Source organism: Streptomyces sp. NPDC048278, assembly GCF_040652195.1.
Classification (GTDB): domain Bacteria; phylum Actinomycetota; class Actinomycetes; order Streptomycetales; family Streptomycetaceae; genus Streptomyces.
On record NZ_JBEZLP010000042.1, the window covers coordinates 81,267 to 97,324 of the forward strand.

Genomic DNA, 16,058 nt, shown 5'->3' on the forward strand with positions numbered 1-16,058 from the left:
GAGAACCGCGCTGCAAAATGCGGTGGAGAGCCACTAAAAGATCACCGGAAGCCCATTGGGTAAATATCAACTTACTGGTAACATCGATCTGTCATCCCGACAGTCAAGTACTGCACCGAGGAGTTGGCATGGATCCACTCGGCAACGCGACGGCCGCAGGACTGGGCGAGCGCATCAGGGTGTTGCGCGGCAAACGTGGACTCAAGCAGCAGGACCTCGCGTCCGGGGAGATTTCGGCGAGCTACATCTCCCTGATCGAGTCGGGGAAGCGCGGCGCGCCGTCGGACTCGGTGCTCGCCGCGCTCGCCGAGCGCCTGGGCTGCTCCGTGGAGTACCTGCGCAGCGGACGCGACGACCACGAGCTGGAGGAGACCCGGCTGCGGCTCGCGTTCGGCGAGATGGCCCTGCGCAACGGCAGCAACGGCGAGGCGCTCCAGACGCTGAGCGACCTCCTGGCCAAGCCGTCCCTGCTGGACCCGTCGATGACCCGGCGCGCCCGTATCGCGCAGGCCTCCGCCCTGGAGAAGCTGGACCGGATCGAGGCCGCCATCACGATCCTGGAGGACCTCCAGCGCGACCCCGAGCTGCCGCCCGGTTCCGCCGACTGGTGCACGGTGTCGGTCGCCCTGTGCCGCTGCTACCGCAACGCCGGCGACATCACCACGAGCATCGAGATCGGCGAGCGTGCCATGTCCCGGCTCGACGCCCTCGGCCTGGACGTCACGGTCGACCACGTCCAGCTCGGCGCCACGCTCATGGCCTCGTTCCACATGCGCGGCGACCTCACCCGGGCCCAGCTGCTCGGCGTCCGGCTCCTGGACGCCGCCGAGAAGCAGGGGGCACGGGCCGCGCGGGGTGCCGTCTTCTGGAACGCGGGGCTCGTGGCCCGCTCCCGCGGCCAGCTGAACGAGGCACTGGCCCTGGTGGAGCGGGCGCTGGCGCTGATGTCCGAGGACGACAACATCCGCCATGTCGCCATGCTCAAGATGAACTGCGGCTCGCTGCTCCTCCAGGTCGACCAGCCCGAACCGGCACGCGCCAAGCAACTCCTGGAGGACGCGCAGCAGTTGCTGGCGGAGGTCGGCAACGCCCCGGAGCTGGCCCAGTGCGAGATCGGCCTGGCCGACGCGGACGCGATGCTCGGCAACTGGGACGAGGCCGCGGCCCACGCGGAGCGGGCCCTCGGCCTCACCGGCCCGGAGTCCCGCATCCAGGCGGTCGGCGCGCGCGCCACGCTCGCCGAGATCCATCTGCTGCGCGGCGACTACGAGCAGGCGGCCCAGTGCCTCCAGGCCGCGACCCGGCAGCTGCGCCAGTTCCCGCCGTCCCACCAGACCGCGCTCAACTGGCGTTACGTGGGCGACCTGTGGCGCCGCCAGGGCAACAGCACGGCGGCCCTCCAGGCGTACGACCGGGCGCTGTCGTCGGCCGGCCTGGCCCCGAACCGCGACCCGAGCGCGTCCTTCACCGAGCAGGGCCGTTCCTGACCCGCGCACCACCTGAATTCCCCTTCCGGAACCGCCGTGAAATACCGTCACGGCAAAGAGAATTGAAAGACCGTCGGACACCGATTTCCCGGCACCGGTTCCGCCCCTTTCACCGCCGGATTCGACGCCGGTTTCGACGCCGCACCGAGCCCCCTGCGACGCCGGGCCACCCGCCCGGACCGACCCCGGCCCGGCCGCCACGCGGACCCCGGACCGACCCCGGACCGACCCGGGACCGGCCACCCGGGGCCGAGCCCCACACCCGCCCGGACGCCCCGACCCGGCCCCGACCCGGCCCCGGTCCGGCCCCGGCCCGGTGCCGGACCGCACGCCCGGTCGGGCTCCCGGGCACGTTGCGGACCGCACGCCGAGGCAGGCCCCCCGGCGGGCCTCAGATCGGGCGCCGGGCGCCGGGACCCGTGTCTCCGGGGCGGTGCCGGGGCGGGACTGTCCGGGGCGGGGCGGCCGTCAGTGTGGAGCGGCGGCCAGGCGGTGCACCGCGGCGAGCGGGACCGGCAGTCGGTCGGGGCGGAGTCGGGACTCGTACACGGCCTCGTAGACGGCCTTGTCCGCCTCGAAGGCGCGGAGGAGCACGGGGTGGCAGTCCGGGTCCTCGTGCCCGGCGGCGGCGTACCCGGCGACGAACGCGCGCCGGTTGCGCACCGCCCACGCGGCGGCCCGCCGGCGCCGTCGCAGCCGGGCCGCCGGTGCGGACTCCGCCGGGTCGGCGTCCTCGACGGCGGCGAGGCCGGTGCGGGCCGCGTAGTCGAAGGAGCGCAGCATGCCGGCGACGTCCTTCAGCACCGGCTGCGGGCGGGCCCGTTCGGCGGCCGGCTGGGCCGGCTCGCCCTCGAAGTCCACGATCCGCCAGCCGTCGTGGGCCTGGAGCGCCTGCCCGAGGTGCAGGTCGCCGTGGGTGCGCTGGACGTAGAGCGGGCAGCCGCGCCCGGCGACCCGGGCGCAGTCGTCGAAGAGGGCGGCGAGCCGTCCGGTGTACCGGGCGAGGGCCGGGACCTCCTCGGCGGCCTCCTTGAGGCGCATGGTCATCCGGGCCGTCTCCTCGGCCACGTCCTCCACGGTGAGCCGGGTCCGTCCGAACGCCTCGCCGAGCGCGCCGTGCACGTCGGCGACGGCCCGGCCGAGGGCAGCCGCGTCGGCGGTGAAGCCGCCCCCGGCCGGGCCGCCGCGGCCGGTGCCGGCCACGGAGCCGGTGGCCTGCCGTACCGCCTCCGCCCAGCCGTCCCTGGCGTCCGGCAGGAACTCCTCGACGAGGCCGAGCACCAGGCCCTCCGCGCCGGGGGCGTCGCTGTGCACCGCGCCGTAGAGGTGGGGCGTGCGGGTGCAGTCCTGGCCGGTGAGCGCCCGCAGCGCCTCGACCTCGGTGTGCGGGCCCGGTTCCGGGCGGCGGAAGATCTTCAGCAGCACCCGGTCGCCGTAGGCCACGGAGGTGTTGCTCTGCTCCACCTGGAGCGGCCGGGGCACCAGGCCGACGGGCAGCGGGTAGCGGGAGCTGCGCTCCAGGCGCGGCCCGTGCTCGGCGCCGCCGCCCGCCAGGGTGCGCAGCAGCAGCGCGAGCAGGGTGCCGTCGGCGAGCGCGTCGTAGACCCGCCAGCCCCGCCAGGGGCCGGCCGGCACGGTGGCGACCGCGGCGGGGGCCAGCCGGTCCGGCAGCTCCGGACGCAGGCCCAGCAGGAGCTGGACCCGCAGCGGGCCGGCGGCGCCGTCGGCCGAGACCACGGCGTGCAGCAGCAGCGGGGGTTCGTCGCCGACCACCGAGGCCGCCTCGGCGGTCAGCGGGGCGCCGGCGTAGCGGCTGTCGAACCAGCGGCGGCCCGCCATCCACGGCCCGAGCGCGGGCAGCAGCGGCTGCAGGATCTCCGTCCTCATGACGCCTCCTCGGTCGTCAGTACGTGCGCGACCTGGTGGGCCGGGTCGAGACGCACGTAGGTGGACTCGCCCCAGGCGTAGGCGGCTCCGGTGAGTTCGTCGCGGAGCTTGAGCGTGCCGTCGACGGGCAGGCCGAGGGCCGCCAGGTCGCAGGTCACGGTGGCCTCCTGGGCCCGGTGCGGATCCAGGTTGACGACGACCAGGACCACGTCGGTGCCGCCCTCGGGCAGCCGCACGTGCTTCGAGTAGGCGAGGATCTGGTCGTTGTCGGTGTGCTGGAGCCGCAGGTTGCGCAGTTCCTGGAGGGCCGGACGGGTCCGGCGGAGCCGGTTGAGCAGGGTGATCAGCGGGGCGAGGGTGCGCCCCTCGGCCTCGGCGCGGGCCCAGTCCCGGGGCCGCAACTGGTACTTCTCCGAGGCGAGGTAGTCCTCGGTGCCCTCGGTGAGCGGGGTGTTCTCGCACAGCTCGTACCCGGCGTACACGCCCCAGCTGGGCGCGGCGGTGGCCGCCAGGACGGCCCGGACCTCGAAGGCGGGCCGGCCGCCGTGCTGGAGGTAGGCGGACAGGATGTCCGGGGTGTTCACGAACAGGTTGGGCCGCAGGAAGTCGGCGCTGTCCCGGGTGAGTTCGGGCAGGTACTCGGTCAGCTCCCGCTTGGTGTTCTTCCAGGTGAAGTAGGTGTACGACTGCTGGAAGCCGGCCTGGGCCAGGGCGTACACCATGGCCCGCCGGGTGAACGCCTCGGCCAGGAACAGCACGTCCGGGTCGGTCGCGTCGACCTCGGCGATCAGCCGCTCCCAGAAGTGGACCGGCTTGGTGTGCGGGTTGTCGACGCGGAAGATCCGCACGCCCTGTGCCGTCCAGTGCCGCAGGACGCGCAGTGCCTCCGCGTACAGGCCCTCGAAGTCGGTGTCGAAGTCGAGGGGGTGGATGTCCTCGTAGGTCTTGGGCGGGTTCTCGGCGTAGGCGACCGAGCCGTCCACCCGGTGGTGGAACCACTCGGGGTGCCCGGTCACCCAGGGGTGGTCCGGGGAGCACTGGAGGGCGAAGTCGATCGCCACCTCCAGGCCGAGGCCCCGGGCGGTGGTGACGAAGTACCGGAAGTCGTCCAGGGTGCCGAGGTCGGGGTGGACGGCGTCGTGGCCGCCCTGCCAGGAGCCGATGGCCCAGGGCGAGCCGACGTCGTCCGGGCCCGCGACGAGAACGTTGTCGGGCCCTTTGCGGTGGGTGGCGCCGATGGGGTGGACGGGTGGCAGGTACACCACGTCGAAGCCCATCGCCGCGACGGCGGGCAGCCGTTCGGCGGCGGTCCGCAGGGTGCCGCTCACCGTCCGCCCGTCCGCCGTCACGACCGCGCCCTCCGAGCGCGGGAACAGCTCGTACCAGGAGCCCACCAGGGCCCGCCGCCGCTCCACGCGGAGCGGCAGCGGCCGGGAGGCGGTGACCAGTTCACGCACCGCGTAGCGGCCCAGGGCGGCCGTCACCCGGGGGTTGGTGACGGCCGCCAGCCGGGCCGAGGCCGGACCCAGGGTGTCGCGGAGCGCGGCGACCGCGGCCCTGGCCTCCTCGCGCCGGCCCCAGTCGGTGATGTCGTTGTCGCCGTGTGCCGCCCTCTCGTGCAGCAGCACGCCCTCGCGCAGGGTGAGTTCGGTGTCGACACCGGCCTCGACCTTCAGCGCGGCGTCCCGGCGCCAGGTGGCCAGCGGATCGGCCCAGGCCTCCACCCGGAAAGTCCACAGGCCCTCGGCGTCGGGGACCACGGTGGCGCTCCAGCGGTCGGCGTCCTCGTCGACGAGGGTCATCGGCACCCGCCGGGCGGGGGCGCCCTCGGGACCGCGCAGGACCACGTCCGCGGCGATCACGCCGTGGCCCTCGCGGAAGACGGTGGCCGTGATGTCGAGGTGCTCTCCGGTCACGGCCTTGGCGGGCAGTTCCCCGTCCCGCACCCGGGGGCGGACGTCGAGGACGGGGATGCGCCCGGTCACCGGTGTCATGATGATCGCTCCTCTCCCCGTTCGCCTTCCGTCAGCCCTGCCCGGCCTCGGCTGCCTGGGCGGCCGGGGCGGACTCGGCGGGCTGACGGTCGGCGAGCAGGTCGATGATGGTGCGGGCGAAGACGTGGCAGTGGTTGCCGGTGCGGCCGGTGACCAGGTCGTCGTGGATCACGACGTCCTCGTCGACGTACTCGCCGCCCATGTTCCGCAGGTCGCCGAGCAGGTTGTTGTGCACCACCGCGCGCCGGCCGCGCATCAGGTTCGGGATGGGCGCGGCGAGCCACATGCCGTGGCAGATGATGCCCTTGACGATCGCCGGGTCGGCGAACGCGCGGCGCAGGAACTGCGAGGCGGGCGGCAGCCGGTCGGGGTCGTCGGTGTAGCGGAGGCGGTCGGAGACCATCCCGGAGGGGACGATCACCGCCGAGTACTCCTTGAGCGCGAACTCGTCGACGTCCTCGAAGGACTCGGTGACCTCGAAGGGCATGCGGTGCTCGTGCCCCTGGAAGGTCATGGCCTCGTTGCCCCAGAGCCGGGTCAGGAAGTGGACCTCGGCGCCCTCCTCGGGGAAGCGGTAGCGGTAGTAGAGGATCTCGGGCTCGTAGAAGTCGCTCTCCATCAGGACGGCGATCTTGTGTCCGTTCAGTCGCACGGGGGTCACCCCTTTCCCTTGGCCGTCACCAGGTCGACGAGGAACGGCCCGTGGTGGGCGAGGGCCTGTGCCACGGCACCCTCGGCCTGGCCGGGCTTCTCCACCCGTACGGCGGCCACGCCGAGGGAGCGGGCGAGGCCGACGAAGTCGATGGGCGGGTGGGAGAGGTCGAACATGCCGGGCTGTTCGTGGGCCGGTATGCCGGTCTCCCGCCAGTACTCCTCGATGTTGTCCTCCAGCAGCCGGTAGCTGCCGTTGTTGCAGATCACGAACTTGGTGGGCAGGCCGTACCGGGCGGCCGTCCACAGGGCCTGGAAGGTGTACATGGAGCCGCCGTCGCCGGTGAAGCCGACCACCGTGCGGTCGGGGTGGGCGAGCTGGGCGCCGAGCGCGCCGGGCAGGCCGACGCCGAGGGAGCCGCCCCGGGTCTGCATCCACCGGCCGGGCTCGGTGGGCGGCAGGTGGCGGAAGAGCACCGGGGACGCGGTCAGCGCCTCGTCGAACAGCAGGGCGTCCGGAGGGAGTTGGCGCGCCAGTTCCCTGGCGAAGGCGGCGGTGGGCACGGACTGCGCCTCGCCGTCGGCCAGGTCCTTCTCCCGGGCGCCGGCCAGGGCGTCGGCCCGCTCGGCGGCCCGCACCCGCAGCCGCTCGGCCGCCTCGGCCCGCCGCCCGTCGCCCAGCTCCCCGTGCAGCGCGTCGGCGAGCAGCCCGAGGGTGGCCTTCGGGTCGGCCACGATGCCGAGGTCGACCGGGAAGTTCTTCGCGATGGCGTCGGTGTCGAGGTCCACGTGGACCACCGGGGTGCCCTCGGCGAAGACGTCGTACAGGGCCGGGAACACCTCGGGCAGCGCATAGGTGCCGACGATCAGGACGCCGTCGGCCGCGCCGGTGATCCGCCGGCTCTGCTCGCCGAACATGTGCCCCAACTGGCCCGCGTAGGACGGGTGTTGCGCGGAGAGGTTGACCTCGGCCCAGTCGGCGCCGTACACGTCGGCGCCCCACACCTCGGCGAGGCGGGCCAGTTCGGTCTGGGCGCCCGCGAAGTGCACGCCGTCGCCGGCCACGATCAGCGGGCGCCGGGCCCCGGCGAGCAGGGCGGCGGCCCGGGCGACGGTGTCCGGGGCGGGCAGGCTGCGGGTGTCCGGGTAGCTGACCGGGACGACGGGCTCCCGGGTGCCGGCGTCCATCACGTCGGCGGGCAGCACCACCAGGACCGGCCCGTACGGCGGGGTTCCGGCCACCTTGAGGGCGCGGCGCAGCACCCGCAGCGTGGAGTCGGGGTCGAGCACCCGGGTCGCCCACTTGGTGACCGGCTCCGCCATGCCGACCAGGTCGGCGGCCATCTGGGCGTCCAGTCCCGCGTACCGCAGCCCGGCCTCGCCGACCAGGGTGACGATCGGGGCGTGGCCGCGCATGGCCTGGTAGAGCATGCCGATGCCGTTGCCAAGGCCGACCCCGGAGTGCAGTTGCAGGACCGCGGGGGTGCGGGTGGCACGGGCGTGGCCGTCCGCCATGCCGACGGCCGTGGCCTCCTGCAGGGCCAGGATGTACTGGATCGAGGGGAAGGAGCGCAGTTCGTCGAGGAACCCCTGCTCGACCGTGCCGGGGTTGCCGAACATGTACCGGACGCCTTCGGCCTCCAGTTGCTCCAGGAGCGCGACGCGCGCGGGCCTGCTGTCCATGCTGGTCACCTCTCGCGGGACGGGATGTCAGGACGTCAGGAGGTCCTGAACCCCCACTGGCGCAGGCCCTGTTCGAGGACCTCGACGGTCTTCTGGCCGGTCAGGTAGGAGTCGGGGGTCGAACGGCCCGTGATGAACGGGTAGTCGACGATGACCGAGGTCTCCTTGCCGAAGTTGCCGTGGTAGGCGCCGCCGGGCGCGGTGGCGTCGCGCAGGATGTACTCCAGCGGGTACGGCGGCGGACCCATCACGAAGTCGGTGCCGAGGAACCCGGTGCCGTCCTTGTAGTCGTACTCGATGCAGTGCCCGGTGACGTGCTTGCCTCGGATGATGGACGTCCGGGTCTCCTGGTCGCGGGCGAAGGCGAGGCAGGCGACGCCGTAGCACTCGGCGGCGATGGGCCGGTCCAGCTCGCGGAAGGCGAGGATCAGGTCGTGCACCCGCCAGTTGTTGGCGAGGTCGACGATGGGTCCGCTGCCGCCGACGATCAGCAGTGCGTCGTAGCGGTCGGCGATCTGCCGGCGGATCTGCTCCAGGCGGCCGTGGTAGGCCTCCCAGTCGCGCAGGAAGTACGGCCGGGAGCGGTAGGGCCGGTCGGGCAGCCAGGACGCGAGGTCGAGGGGGTTGTCGAGCCGGTCCGACTCCTCGACGGCGCGCACCTTGGCCGCCATCTCGGGCGTGGTGACGGACCGGCCGAGCGGCGGGTCGACGTACTCGGGGTCCATGCTCGGCGGCAGCGCGTTGGGCCGCTTGCCGGTGGGGGTGGCGAAGGTGACGTGGTAGCCGGCCTGGTCGAAGGTCTCCAGGGGGCCGATCAACTCCTCGCCCCAGTAGCCGTGTTCGGACAGGACGACGAGGATGCGCCTGCTCATGGGATTCCTCCCGGTTTCGGCGGGACGGTGCCAAGTGGCGGATTCCTGTCTACGGCGGGGCACTTCGTCCGGACCATCACCGTCGCCCGTGCTCACGGCACATGCCCAAGTGGCCGAATGCACTACGGCATGTTGTGGCCAACGCCTGCCGGGGCGGTCGCTACCGGACGGTACGGCCGCCCCGGCGGGTGAGTTGCCCGAGCCGGAGCTGCGACTTCGCACAGTGCGCCCGCAGTCCCGGCGCGGGGCCCACGGGACGGCGGGGATATGGGGTCATCGGACGCGTATCGCTCCCGGTTTCCCGGGGGCGGGACCCCGATGAGCGGAGACATCCATGTCCACCGAACAGACCGGCTCCGACCGGGAGATCGAGGAGTTCGTGCAGCGCTGGTTCGGCCTGCTCAACGTGCACGCCCCGGTCGCGGAGCTGCTGCCCTACGTCGCCGACGAGGGCCTGGAGATGGCCTTCCCGGAGCGCACCCTGCACAGCCACGCGGACTTCCTCGACTGGTACGCGGCCGTCGGTGAGGCCTACAGCGAGCAGGACCACACCGTGGAGAAGCTCGTCCACCAGGAGACCGGAGCCCGGATCGGCATCGACCTGACCGTCGTCTGGACGGCGAAGTCCACCGCCGACGGCACCGTGTCCTCGTTCCGGATCAACCAGCAGTGGCAGCTCGAACGCCCCGCGCCCGGTGCCGCCCCGGTGATCGTCGACTACCAGGTCGGCGAGCCGGCCGCCCTCTGACCCCGTCACCGTTTGGAGGCTGTCATGCCGTCGAATCCGACTCCCCCGGTGCCCCAGGGCGCCGACTACGTGGTGGTCGGCGCGGGTTCCGCCGGCTGCGCCGTCGCCGCCCGGCTCAGCGCGGACCCGTCCGTGACCGTGATCCTGCTGGAGGCCGGCGGCCCGGACGAACGTCCCGAGATCCACCACGCCGACGCCGCCTCGGTCCTCTCCCTGCTCACCGCCGACTGGCGCGGCGAGATCGACTGGGGCTACGAGACCGAACCCGAGGCCGGCATGGACGGCCGCCGCATCCCGGTCGCCCGCGGCAAGGTCCTCGGCGGGTGCAGCTCCGTCAACGCCCTGATGTGGGTGCGCGGCAGCCGCCACGACTACGACCGCTGGGTCACCGAGGGCGCGACCGGCTGGTCCTACGACGAGGTCCTGCCGTTCTTCCGGGCCGCCGAGAGCTACTCCGGCGGCGGCTCCGCGCTGCGCGGGGCCAAAGGACCGGTCCGGGTACGGCAGCTGGACCGCCCGTCCCCGCTGGCCTCCGCCTTCGTCGCGGCGGCCGGTGAGCTCGGCCACGACGCCGCGAGCGACGGCGACTACAACGGCGCCCGCCAGGACGGCTTCGGCTTCCTGTACCAGACCAACCGCGACGACGCGGGCGGGCGGTGCAGCGCGGCCGACGCCTATCTGCGCCCCGCCCTGGACCGGCCCAACCTGACCGTGCTGACCGGCGCCCGCACCACCCGGCTGCTGCTCGACGCCGGACACGACGGGGCCCGGGTCACCGGCGTCGAGTACGTCCGGAGCGGCGACGCCCCGGCCCGGATCCGCGCCGACCGCGAGGTCATCGTGTCCGCGGGCGCGTTCGAGTCGCCGAAGCTCCTGATGCTGTCCGGCATCGGCCCCGCCGACCACCTCAGGGCGCACGGCATCCACTGCGTGCGCGACCTGCCGGGCGTGGGCGCCGGACTCCAGGACCACCTCTTCACCCCGGTCTGCTACCAGTCCCTCCAGGAGCACCCGTCCGGCGCCCTGCTCTCCGAGGCCGGGCTGTTCACCCACACCCCGGCCGCCGACCCGGACGGCCCGCCCGACCTCCAGTTCACCTTCGGGCCGGTCAAGTTCCTGCCCGCCGGCGCACCCGCCGACCAGTGGGAGGGCCCCGGCCTCACCTTCGCCCCGATCGCCGTGCTCCCGCACAGCCGGGGCCGGGTCCGGCTGCGCGACGCCGACCCCGAGTCCAACGCGGTGATCAGCGCCGGCTACCTCACCTCGGCGGCCGACCTGGACGTCCTGGTGTACGGGGTCGAGCTGGCCCGCGAACTGGCCGCCACCCGGGCCCTCGACGCCTTCCGCGGCGACGAGCTCGGCCCCGGCAAGGACGTCACGAGCCCGGCCGAGCTGCGCGCCTACGTCGCCGCCAACGCCACCACCCTGTGGCACCCGGCCGGCACCTGCCGGATGGGCGGCGGCCCGGACGCCGTCACCGACCCCGAGCTGCGCGTCCACGGCATCGAGGGCCTCCGGGTCGCCGACGCCTCCGTCATGCCGTCCATCGTGGCCGGCAACACCCACGCACCCAGCGTCATGATCGGCGAGCGCGCGGCGGCGTTCGCCCTCGGCGCCGACCGGCCGCTTCCGACCGCCGCCCGACCGACCGAGGGGATGCACCATGTCCACCCGTGACCAGCAGGACATCCAGAAGCTCTACGGGCGCTTCCTCGACGCGCTGAACGCCGGCGACCTCCAGGGCGTCCGCGCCGTGCTCAGCCCGGACTTCACCGACCACCACCCCGGCTTCGACATCACCGGCATCGACACCTACCTGGACGCGGTGCGCGGCGCACACGAGGGGCTCGACCTCAAGGGCGAGCTGGAGGAGGCGGCGCCGCTCGGCGAGGACCGGCTCGTCACCCGGGTGAAGCTCACCGGCACCCACCTCGGCGACGTCCTGGGCTTCCCGGCCACCGGCCGCAAGGTCGAGTGGTCCACCACCGAGATCTGGCGGGCCGAGAACGGCCTGTTCGCCGAGCGCTGGGCCCAGGACGACCTGCTCGGCCTGCGCACCCAGCTCTCCTCCGACGACCTCAACTACACCGTGGTCCGGCAGGTCAGCGACGCCGTCAACGAGCGCCGCTACGACGACCTCGACGACCTGTTCGGGCCCACGTTCAGGGACAACAACCCGGCCTGGAGCGTCGAGAGCCTCGACGAGCTCAAGGTGATCATCAAGGGCGCGCACGACGCGCTGGACATGCGCGTGCACCTCGACGCCCTGTACCCGGCCGCCCCCGACCGGGTGATCATGCACATCACCTTCCACGGCAAGCACATCGCGCCGTTCCTGGGCCAGGAGGCGACCGGCAGGGACGTCTCCTGGACCAGCCTGGAGGTCTACCGCCTGGAGGACGGCAAGGTCGTCGAGCGCTGGGTCCAGGCCGACACCGCGGGCCTGATGCGCCAGCTCGGCGTGGACCTCCCCTGACCTCGCACCCCCTTTCGATCGCACTGGAGAGGACGGGCGCATGAGCACCCGAGAAGTGGTCGACACGTACTACCGGCTCGCCAACGAGGGCGACTGGGACGCCTGGAGCGACCTGTTCGCGATCGACCAGACCATGGACGAGCAGCTGGCCGGGCACGTCGAGGGACGCGAGACGCTCCGGGAGATGATGAAGGGCTTCCCGCAGATGTACGCGTCCTTCGCCAACGTGCCCCGTCTCGTCGTCGTGGACGGCGAGCAGGCCGCGGTGGTCTCCGACATCACCGCCCGCACCCCGGACGGCATCGCGGTCGAGGCCGTGGTGTGCAACTACTTCCGGGTCCGCGGCGGCCTGATCACCTACATGACGAACGTCCACGACACCGTGCCGTTCGCCCCGGTCACCGGGAAGTGACGGCCGTGCCGACCGCCGCCCCGAACGGCCTGCGCTGGGCGCACGTGGGCCTCAACTGCCGTGACCAGAAGGTCACCGAGGAGTTCTACACCCGGCACTTCGGCTTCCGCCGGGCCCGGGTCGTGGAGGCCGACGGCGCCCGCGTGGTCTTCCTGCGCAACGGCCCGGCCTGCCTGGAGCTGTTCGCGACCGACGCGGAGCCGCTGGTGGCCGCCGCGAAGGACGGCCCGGACAGCCCCGGCACGGCCCGGCACCTCGCCTTCCAGGTCGACGACGTGGACGCGTTCCTCGCCGCCGGCCGGGGCGAGCTGGAGCCGACGCTCGGGCCGCTGACGTTCGACGAGTTCATCCCCGGCTGGAAGACGGTCTGGGTCTCCGACCCGGACGGCGTCGTGGTGGAGGTCAGCCAGGGATACACCGACCAGTCCACCGAAGAACTGGCAACGTACGCCTGACAGGAGAGTTCCCCACATGAAGGCCGTTCCCGAGCAGACCATTCTCATCACCGGCGCGACCGACGGTCTCGGCCGCGCGGTCGCCCGTGAACTCGCCGCGCAGGGCGCGTCGCTGATCCTGCACGGCCGCAGCGCGGCCAAGGGCGCGGACCTGCTGGCCGAGCTGCGCGCGGCCGGCGCCACCGGCCGGCTCAGCTACGAACTCGCCGACTTCTCCTCCCTGGAGGACATCGGCAAGCTGGCCGAGCGGATCCTCACCACGTACGACCGGCTGGACGTACTGGTGAACAACGCGGGCATCGGCGTCGAGCTGGCCCGCCAGGAGAGCCAGGACGGCCTGGAGCTCACCTTCCAGGTGGACTACCTGGCCGCCTACATCCTCAGCTGCCGGCTGGCCCCGCTGCTGGTGGCCTCGGCCCCGGCCCGCATCATCAACGTCAGCTCCGCGGGCCAGGCGCCGATCAACTTCCGGGACGTGATGCTGGAGCGCAACTGGGACGGGGTGCAGGCCTACTGCCAGGCCAAGCTCGCCCAGATCTCGCTCACCTTCGACCTGGCCGACCGGCTGGCGGGCACCGGGGTCACGGCCAACGCGCTGCACCCCGCGTCGTACATGCCGACCAAGATGGTGGTGAACCTGTTCACCCCGCAGAGCACGGTCGCGGACGGCATGCGCAACACCCTGCGGCTGATCACCGACCCGAAGCTGGACGACGTCTCGGGCGTCTACTTCAACCGCTCCACGCGGTCCCGGGCGGGCGCCCAGGCCTACGACGAGGATGCCCGCGCGCAGCTGCGCAGGCTCAGCGAGTCGTTGACCGGCGTGGCGTTCCCGGTCAGCTTCGGCTGACCCCGCCCCGTCGCCTCCCCCGAACGGGACGAGCCCCCGCCTCACCGCAGCGAGGCGGGGGCTCGTCCATGCGTCCATGCCCCGGTGGGTTCGTCGACTGCCGCGCCGTCGTGGCTGGTCGCGCAGTTCCCCGCGCCCCTTACGGGGCGACGGACAGGCGGTGGTGGAAGACGTTGTGGGGGTCCCAGGCCGCCTTCACGGCCTGGAGCCGGGGCAGGTTGTCCTTGAAGTAGAGGCTCTGCCAGGCCACGCCCGAGGTGTTCCAGGCCGGGTCGGCGAGGTCGGTGTCCGGGTAGTTGATGTACGACCCGTCGTTGGTGTCGTCCGGCACGGGCACCCCGCCGGTGGCCGCGTACAGGTCCCGGTAGAGGTTCCGCATCCAGGTGACGTGCCGGTCGTCGGAGGCGGCGTCGGGCCAGTACGTCGTGAAGTTGGCCTTCAGGACCGAGTCCCGCTGGGCGAGCGCGGTGGCCGAGGACGCGACCGTGTTGACCTTGCCGCCGTAGGAGTAGAGCAGGATCCCGGCGTGCCCGTCGTAGCCGGCGTCGGAGAGGTGGCCGTAGAGCGTCGAGGCCTGCGCGGCGGACCACCCCTTGCGCAGATAGGCGCCCTTGGACTTGGTCCGGTTGTACAGGCCGGTGTCGTAGGGGTCCTTGAGCGTGGTCTTCAGCCACGGCCAGGAGGAGCGCACCTCGGCGTACGGCGCCCCGATGCCGCCGGCCACCGCCGTGACGTACGCGTCGAGCAGCGCGGCGGCGTCCGGGAGGGTGCCGTCGATCTGGGAGTTGAGCACCAGGCTGCCCTGGACCCGGTTGTAGAGGATGAGCACGCTGTGCAGGCTGTCGTAGGCGGACCCGGCGACGCTGTTGCGGGCGTGCCAGGCGCCGTGGTCCGCGATCAGCGCGGTGAAGGCGGCCTCGGTCAGGTCGCTCCACTTGACGGTGACCGTGGACTTCAGGAGCGTCTTCGGGGGCCGGGGCAGCAGTCCCGCGGGGTCGGTGCCGGTGGCGCCCGGGGAGCGGAACCAGTAGCGGGTGACGATGCCGTAGGTGCCGCCGCCCCCGCCGGTGTGCGCCCACCACAGCTCGCGGTGCGGGTCGTCCGGCTCACGGGTGGCGACCACCGCGCGGGCGGTGCCGGACGCGTCGACCGTCACCACCTCCACGGCGTACAGGTGGTCCACGACCGCGCCGTGCTGCCGGCACATCGCGCCGTACCCGCCGCCGGTGACGTGCCCGCCGACCCCGACGGTCGGGCAGGTGCCGCCCGGCAGCGCCACCCCCCACTCCAGGTACAGCGTCCGGTAGACATGGCCGAGCGTGGCGCCGCCCTCGACGAGGAAGGCGCGGCGCGCCGGGTCGTAACGCACGGCGTCCATCTCGGACATGTCGACGAGTATCCGTACGTCCGGGTCGTCGACGAGCCCGTCCAGGCAGTGCCCGCCGCCGCGCACCCCGATCCGTCTGCCGTCCCGCACGGCCTCCTGGACGACGGCCACCACCTGCTCGGTGCTGTGCACGAGCCGTACGGAGTCGGGGGCGGCGGTGAATCTCGCGTTGTAGCCGCGCGAGGTGAGGTCGAGATAGCGGGTGTCGGAGGCGCCGACGGTGACCGCGGCGGGGGTGCCTGCGGCTTCCACCGCGGCATGGGCGGGGGCCGGCAGCAGGGCCGCACCGGCCCCGGCGGCGGCCACGGTGCCGAGGACACCGCGCCGGGTGAGCCCGGCGCCCGTCGGCCGCTGCTGCTGTCGCGTCTCTCGTGTCTCTCGTGTCTCTCGTGTCTCTCGTGTCACAGGTGTCTCCTGGATCGTTGGGAAACGGCCACCGCCCGGGAGGCAGGGAGCCTCCCGGGCGGCAGGGGGGAGCCGGCGGACAGGTCGGTCAGACGACCTCGTGCCCGCTGACGGTGGTCTCGGGGATCTCGTCGCGGACGTCCCAGTGCTCGACGATCAGTCCCTCGTCGATCCGGAAGACCTCCACGACGACCATGCCGCGGTCGTCCGGGTCGCCGCGGAACCGGGTGTGCAGGAAGACCAGGTCTCCCGAACCGGCCGCCCGGCGGATCTCGAACCGGGCCCGCGGGTACTGCTTGTGGAACCCGTCGACGAACTCCACGAGCGGGGCCCGCCCGTCGGGCAGGTTCGGGTTGTGCTGGATCAGGTCCTCGGCCAGGTACTTGTCGGCCAGCTCGGTCCGCCCCTGGTTCCAGACGGTCTCGATGTACTCCCGAACGAAGTTCACCTGGTGGCTGCTCATGGGTTCTCCTTGAACTGACTTGAGGGATTGCGCCCCTGAAAGGGGCGCGGGGAACTGCGCGACCAGCCCCCACTGCGCCGCAGACGACCGACCGGCCGCCTACCTGGCACGCACGGGAGAGGTCGCAGACCGATCCGCGCCGACCGCCGCCGCAGCGGCGACCTGCCGGACCGACGACAGATGGGCCAGACCGGCGAGGACGAGGACACCGAGGGCCGCCCACGGAATCGGCCCGGAGCCCAGGTCCGGCAGCAGCGAGCTGCCGATGAAGCTGCCGAGGCTCATCCC

General features: G+C 72.9%; 14 protein-coding genes and 1 pseudogene. 7 read left to right on the forward strand and 8 right to left on the reverse strand.

Annotated elements, in window-relative coordinates:
- The first annotated feature begins 128 nt into the window (after nucleotides 1-128).
- The gene (locus tag AB0D74_RS43540; RefSeq protein ID WP_362599820.1) at nucleotides 129-1,487 is read left to right on the forward strand and encodes a helix-turn-helix domain-containing protein; all 1,359 of its coding nucleotides are present in this window, start codon (nucleotides 129-131) and stop codon (nucleotides 1,485-1,487) included.
- 468 nt (nucleotides 1,488-1,955) lie between these two features.
- Here the strand turns inward: AB0D74_RS43540 and AB0D74_RS43545 are convergent, their stop codons facing one another.
- The 5 genes from AB0D74_RS43545 to AB0D74_RS43565 are packed head-to-tail and all read right to left on the reverse strand — an operon-like array spanning nucleotide 1,956 to nucleotide 8,574.
- Entirely contained in the window at nucleotides 1,956-3,374 is a 1,419-nt protein-coding gene (locus AB0D74_RS43545; RefSeq protein ID WP_362599822.1) for a hypothetical protein, read from the reverse strand.
- Nucleotides 3,371-5,368 carry an alpha-1,4-glucan--maltose-1-phosphate maltosyltransferase gene (locus tag AB0D74_RS43550; RefSeq protein ID WP_362599824.1) on the reverse strand — a complete coding sequence of 666 codons (1,998 nt, stop codon included), beginning with the start codon at nucleotides 5,366-5,368 and terminating at the stop codon, nucleotides 3,371-3,373. The genes AB0D74_RS43545 and AB0D74_RS43550 overlap by 4 nt, the downstream gene beginning before the upstream one ends.
- A gap of 31 nt (nucleotides 5,369-5,399) precedes the next feature.
- A complete protein-coding gene (locus AB0D74_RS43555) occupies nucleotides 5,400-6,020 on the reverse strand; it encodes a DJ-1/PfpI family protein (protein WP_362599826.1) in 621 nt (206 codons plus the stop codon).
- 5 nt (nucleotides 6,021-6,025) lie between these two features.
- Entirely contained in the window at nucleotides 6,026-7,702 is a 1,677-nt protein-coding gene (locus AB0D74_RS43560; RefSeq protein ID WP_362599828.1) for a thiamine pyrophosphate-binding protein, read from the reverse strand.
- A 35-nt stretch (nucleotides 7,703-7,737) separates the two neighbouring features.
- A complete protein-coding gene (locus AB0D74_RS43565; protein WP_362599830.1) occupies nucleotides 7,738-8,574 on the reverse strand; it encodes a type 1 glutamine amidotransferase domain-containing protein in 837 nt (278 codons plus the stop codon).
- Nucleotides 8,575-8,908: 334 nt separating this feature from the next.
- Here AB0D74_RS43565 and AB0D74_RS43570 point away from each other — a divergent pair, with 334 nt between their 5' ends.
- Genes AB0D74_RS43570 through AB0D74_RS43595 form a run of 6 tightly spaced genes read left to right on the forward strand, consistent with a single transcriptional unit; the run spans nucleotide 8,909 to nucleotide 13,515 of the window.
- Nucleotides 8,909-9,322 carry a hypothetical protein gene (locus AB0D74_RS43570; protein ID WP_362599832.1) on the forward strand — a complete coding sequence of 138 codons (414 nt, stop codon included), beginning with the start codon at nucleotides 8,909-8,911 and terminating at the stop codon, nucleotides 9,320-9,322.
- Nucleotides 9,323-9,346: 24 nt separating this feature from the next.
- Nucleotides 9,347-10,999: a GMC family oxidoreductase N-terminal domain-containing protein gene (locus tag AB0D74_RS43575; protein WP_362599834.1), complete on the forward strand. Its 1,653-nt coding sequence runs from the start codon at nucleotides 9,347-9,349 to the stop codon at nucleotides 10,997-10,999.
- On the forward strand, nucleotides 10,986-11,798 hold the full coding sequence (locus AB0D74_RS43580; protein ID WP_362599836.1) for an ester cyclase: 813 nt from the start codon (nucleotides 10,986-10,988) through the stop codon (nucleotides 11,796-11,798). Before AB0D74_RS43575 ends, AB0D74_RS43580 begins: the two co-directional genes overlap by 14 nt.
- 40 nt (nucleotides 11,799-11,838) lie before the next feature.
- Nucleotides 11,839-12,210 (forward strand): nuclear transport factor 2 family protein, encoded by a 372-nt coding sequence (locus AB0D74_RS43585; RefSeq protein ID WP_362599838.1) that lies wholly within the window; start codon nucleotides 11,839-11,841, stop codon nucleotides 12,208-12,210.
- Nucleotides 12,211-12,215: 5 nt separating this feature from the next.
- The gene (locus AB0D74_RS43590) at nucleotides 12,216-12,665 is read left to right on the forward strand and encodes a VOC family protein (RefSeq protein ID WP_362599840.1); all 450 of its coding nucleotides are present in this window, start codon (nucleotides 12,216-12,218) and stop codon (nucleotides 12,663-12,665) included.
- 16 nt (nucleotides 12,666-12,681) lie between these two features.
- Complete coding sequence (locus tag AB0D74_RS43595) at nucleotides 12,682-13,515, forward strand: SDR family NAD(P)-dependent oxidoreductase (RefSeq protein ID WP_362599842.1); 834 nt, start codon at nucleotides 12,682-12,684, stop codon at nucleotides 13,513-13,515.
- A 139-nt stretch (nucleotides 13,516-13,654) separates the two neighbouring features.
- Here AB0D74_RS43595 and AB0D74_RS43600 read toward each other — a convergent pair whose 3' ends face one another.
- The 3 genes and pseudogenes from AB0D74_RS43600 to AB0D74_RS43610 all read right to left on the reverse strand — a co-directional run.
- On the reverse strand, nucleotides 13,655-15,307 hold the full coding sequence (locus AB0D74_RS43600) for an FAD-binding protein (RefSeq protein ID WP_362599844.1): 1,653 nt from the start codon (nucleotides 15,305-15,307) through the stop codon (nucleotides 13,655-13,657).
- A gap of 88 nt (nucleotides 15,308-15,395) precedes the next feature.
- Nucleotides 15,396-15,770 carry a nuclear transport factor 2 family protein gene (locus tag AB0D74_RS43605; RefSeq protein WP_089102071.1) on the reverse strand — a complete coding sequence of 125 codons (375 nt, stop codon included), beginning with the start codon at nucleotides 15,768-15,770 and terminating at the stop codon, nucleotides 15,396-15,398.
- A 99-nt stretch (nucleotides 15,771-15,869) separates the two neighbouring features.
- Nucleotides 15,870-16,058, reverse strand: a pseudogene (locus AB0D74_RS43610) (MFS transporter); the annotation flags it as partial.

Excerpts from the sequence above, each read along its gene's own strand:
- AB0D74_RS43560 (WP_362599828.1), bottom strand. The coding sequence starts at position 7,702 with ATGGACAGCAGGCCCGCGCGCGTCGCGCTCCTGGAGCAACTGGAGGCC.
- AB0D74_RS43565 (WP_362599830.1), bottom strand. The coding sequence starts at position 8,574 with ATGAGCAGGCGCATCCTCGTCGTCCTGTCCGAACACGGCTACTGGGGC.
- AB0D74_RS43585 (WP_362599838.1), top strand. The coding sequence starts at position 11,839 with ATGAGCACCCGAGAAGTGGTCGACACGTACTACCGGCTCGCCAACGAG.
- AB0D74_RS43575 (WP_362599834.1), top strand. The coding sequence starts at position 9,347 with ATGCCGTCGAATCCGACTCCCCCGGTGCCCCAGGGCGCCGACTACGTG.
- AB0D74_RS43570 (WP_362599832.1), top strand. The coding sequence starts at position 8,909 with ATGTCCACCGAACAGACCGGCTCCGACCGGGAGATCGAGGAGTTCGTG.
- AB0D74_RS43550 (WP_362599824.1), bottom strand. The coding sequence starts at position 5,368 with ATGACACCGGTGACCGGGCGCATCCCCGTCCTCGACGTCCGCCCCCGG.
- AB0D74_RS43545 (WP_362599822.1), bottom strand. The coding sequence starts at position 3,374 with ATGAGGACGGAGATCCTGCAGCCGCTGCTGCCCGCGCTCGGGCCGTGG.
- AB0D74_RS43595 (WP_362599842.1), top strand. The coding sequence starts at position 12,682 with ATGAAGGCCGTTCCCGAGCAGACCATTCTCATCACCGGCGCGACCGAC.
- AB0D74_RS43580 (WP_362599836.1), top strand. The coding sequence starts at position 10,986 with ATGTCCACCCGTGACCAGCAGGACATCCAGAAGCTCTACGGGCGCTTC.
- AB0D74_RS43605 (WP_089102071.1), bottom strand. The coding sequence starts at position 15,770 with ATGAGCAGCCACCAGGTGAACTTCGTTCGGGAGTACATCGAGACCGTC.
- AB0D74_RS43540 (WP_362599820.1), top strand. The coding sequence starts at position 129 with ATGGATCCACTCGGCAACGCGACGGCCGCAGGACTGGGCGAGCGCATC.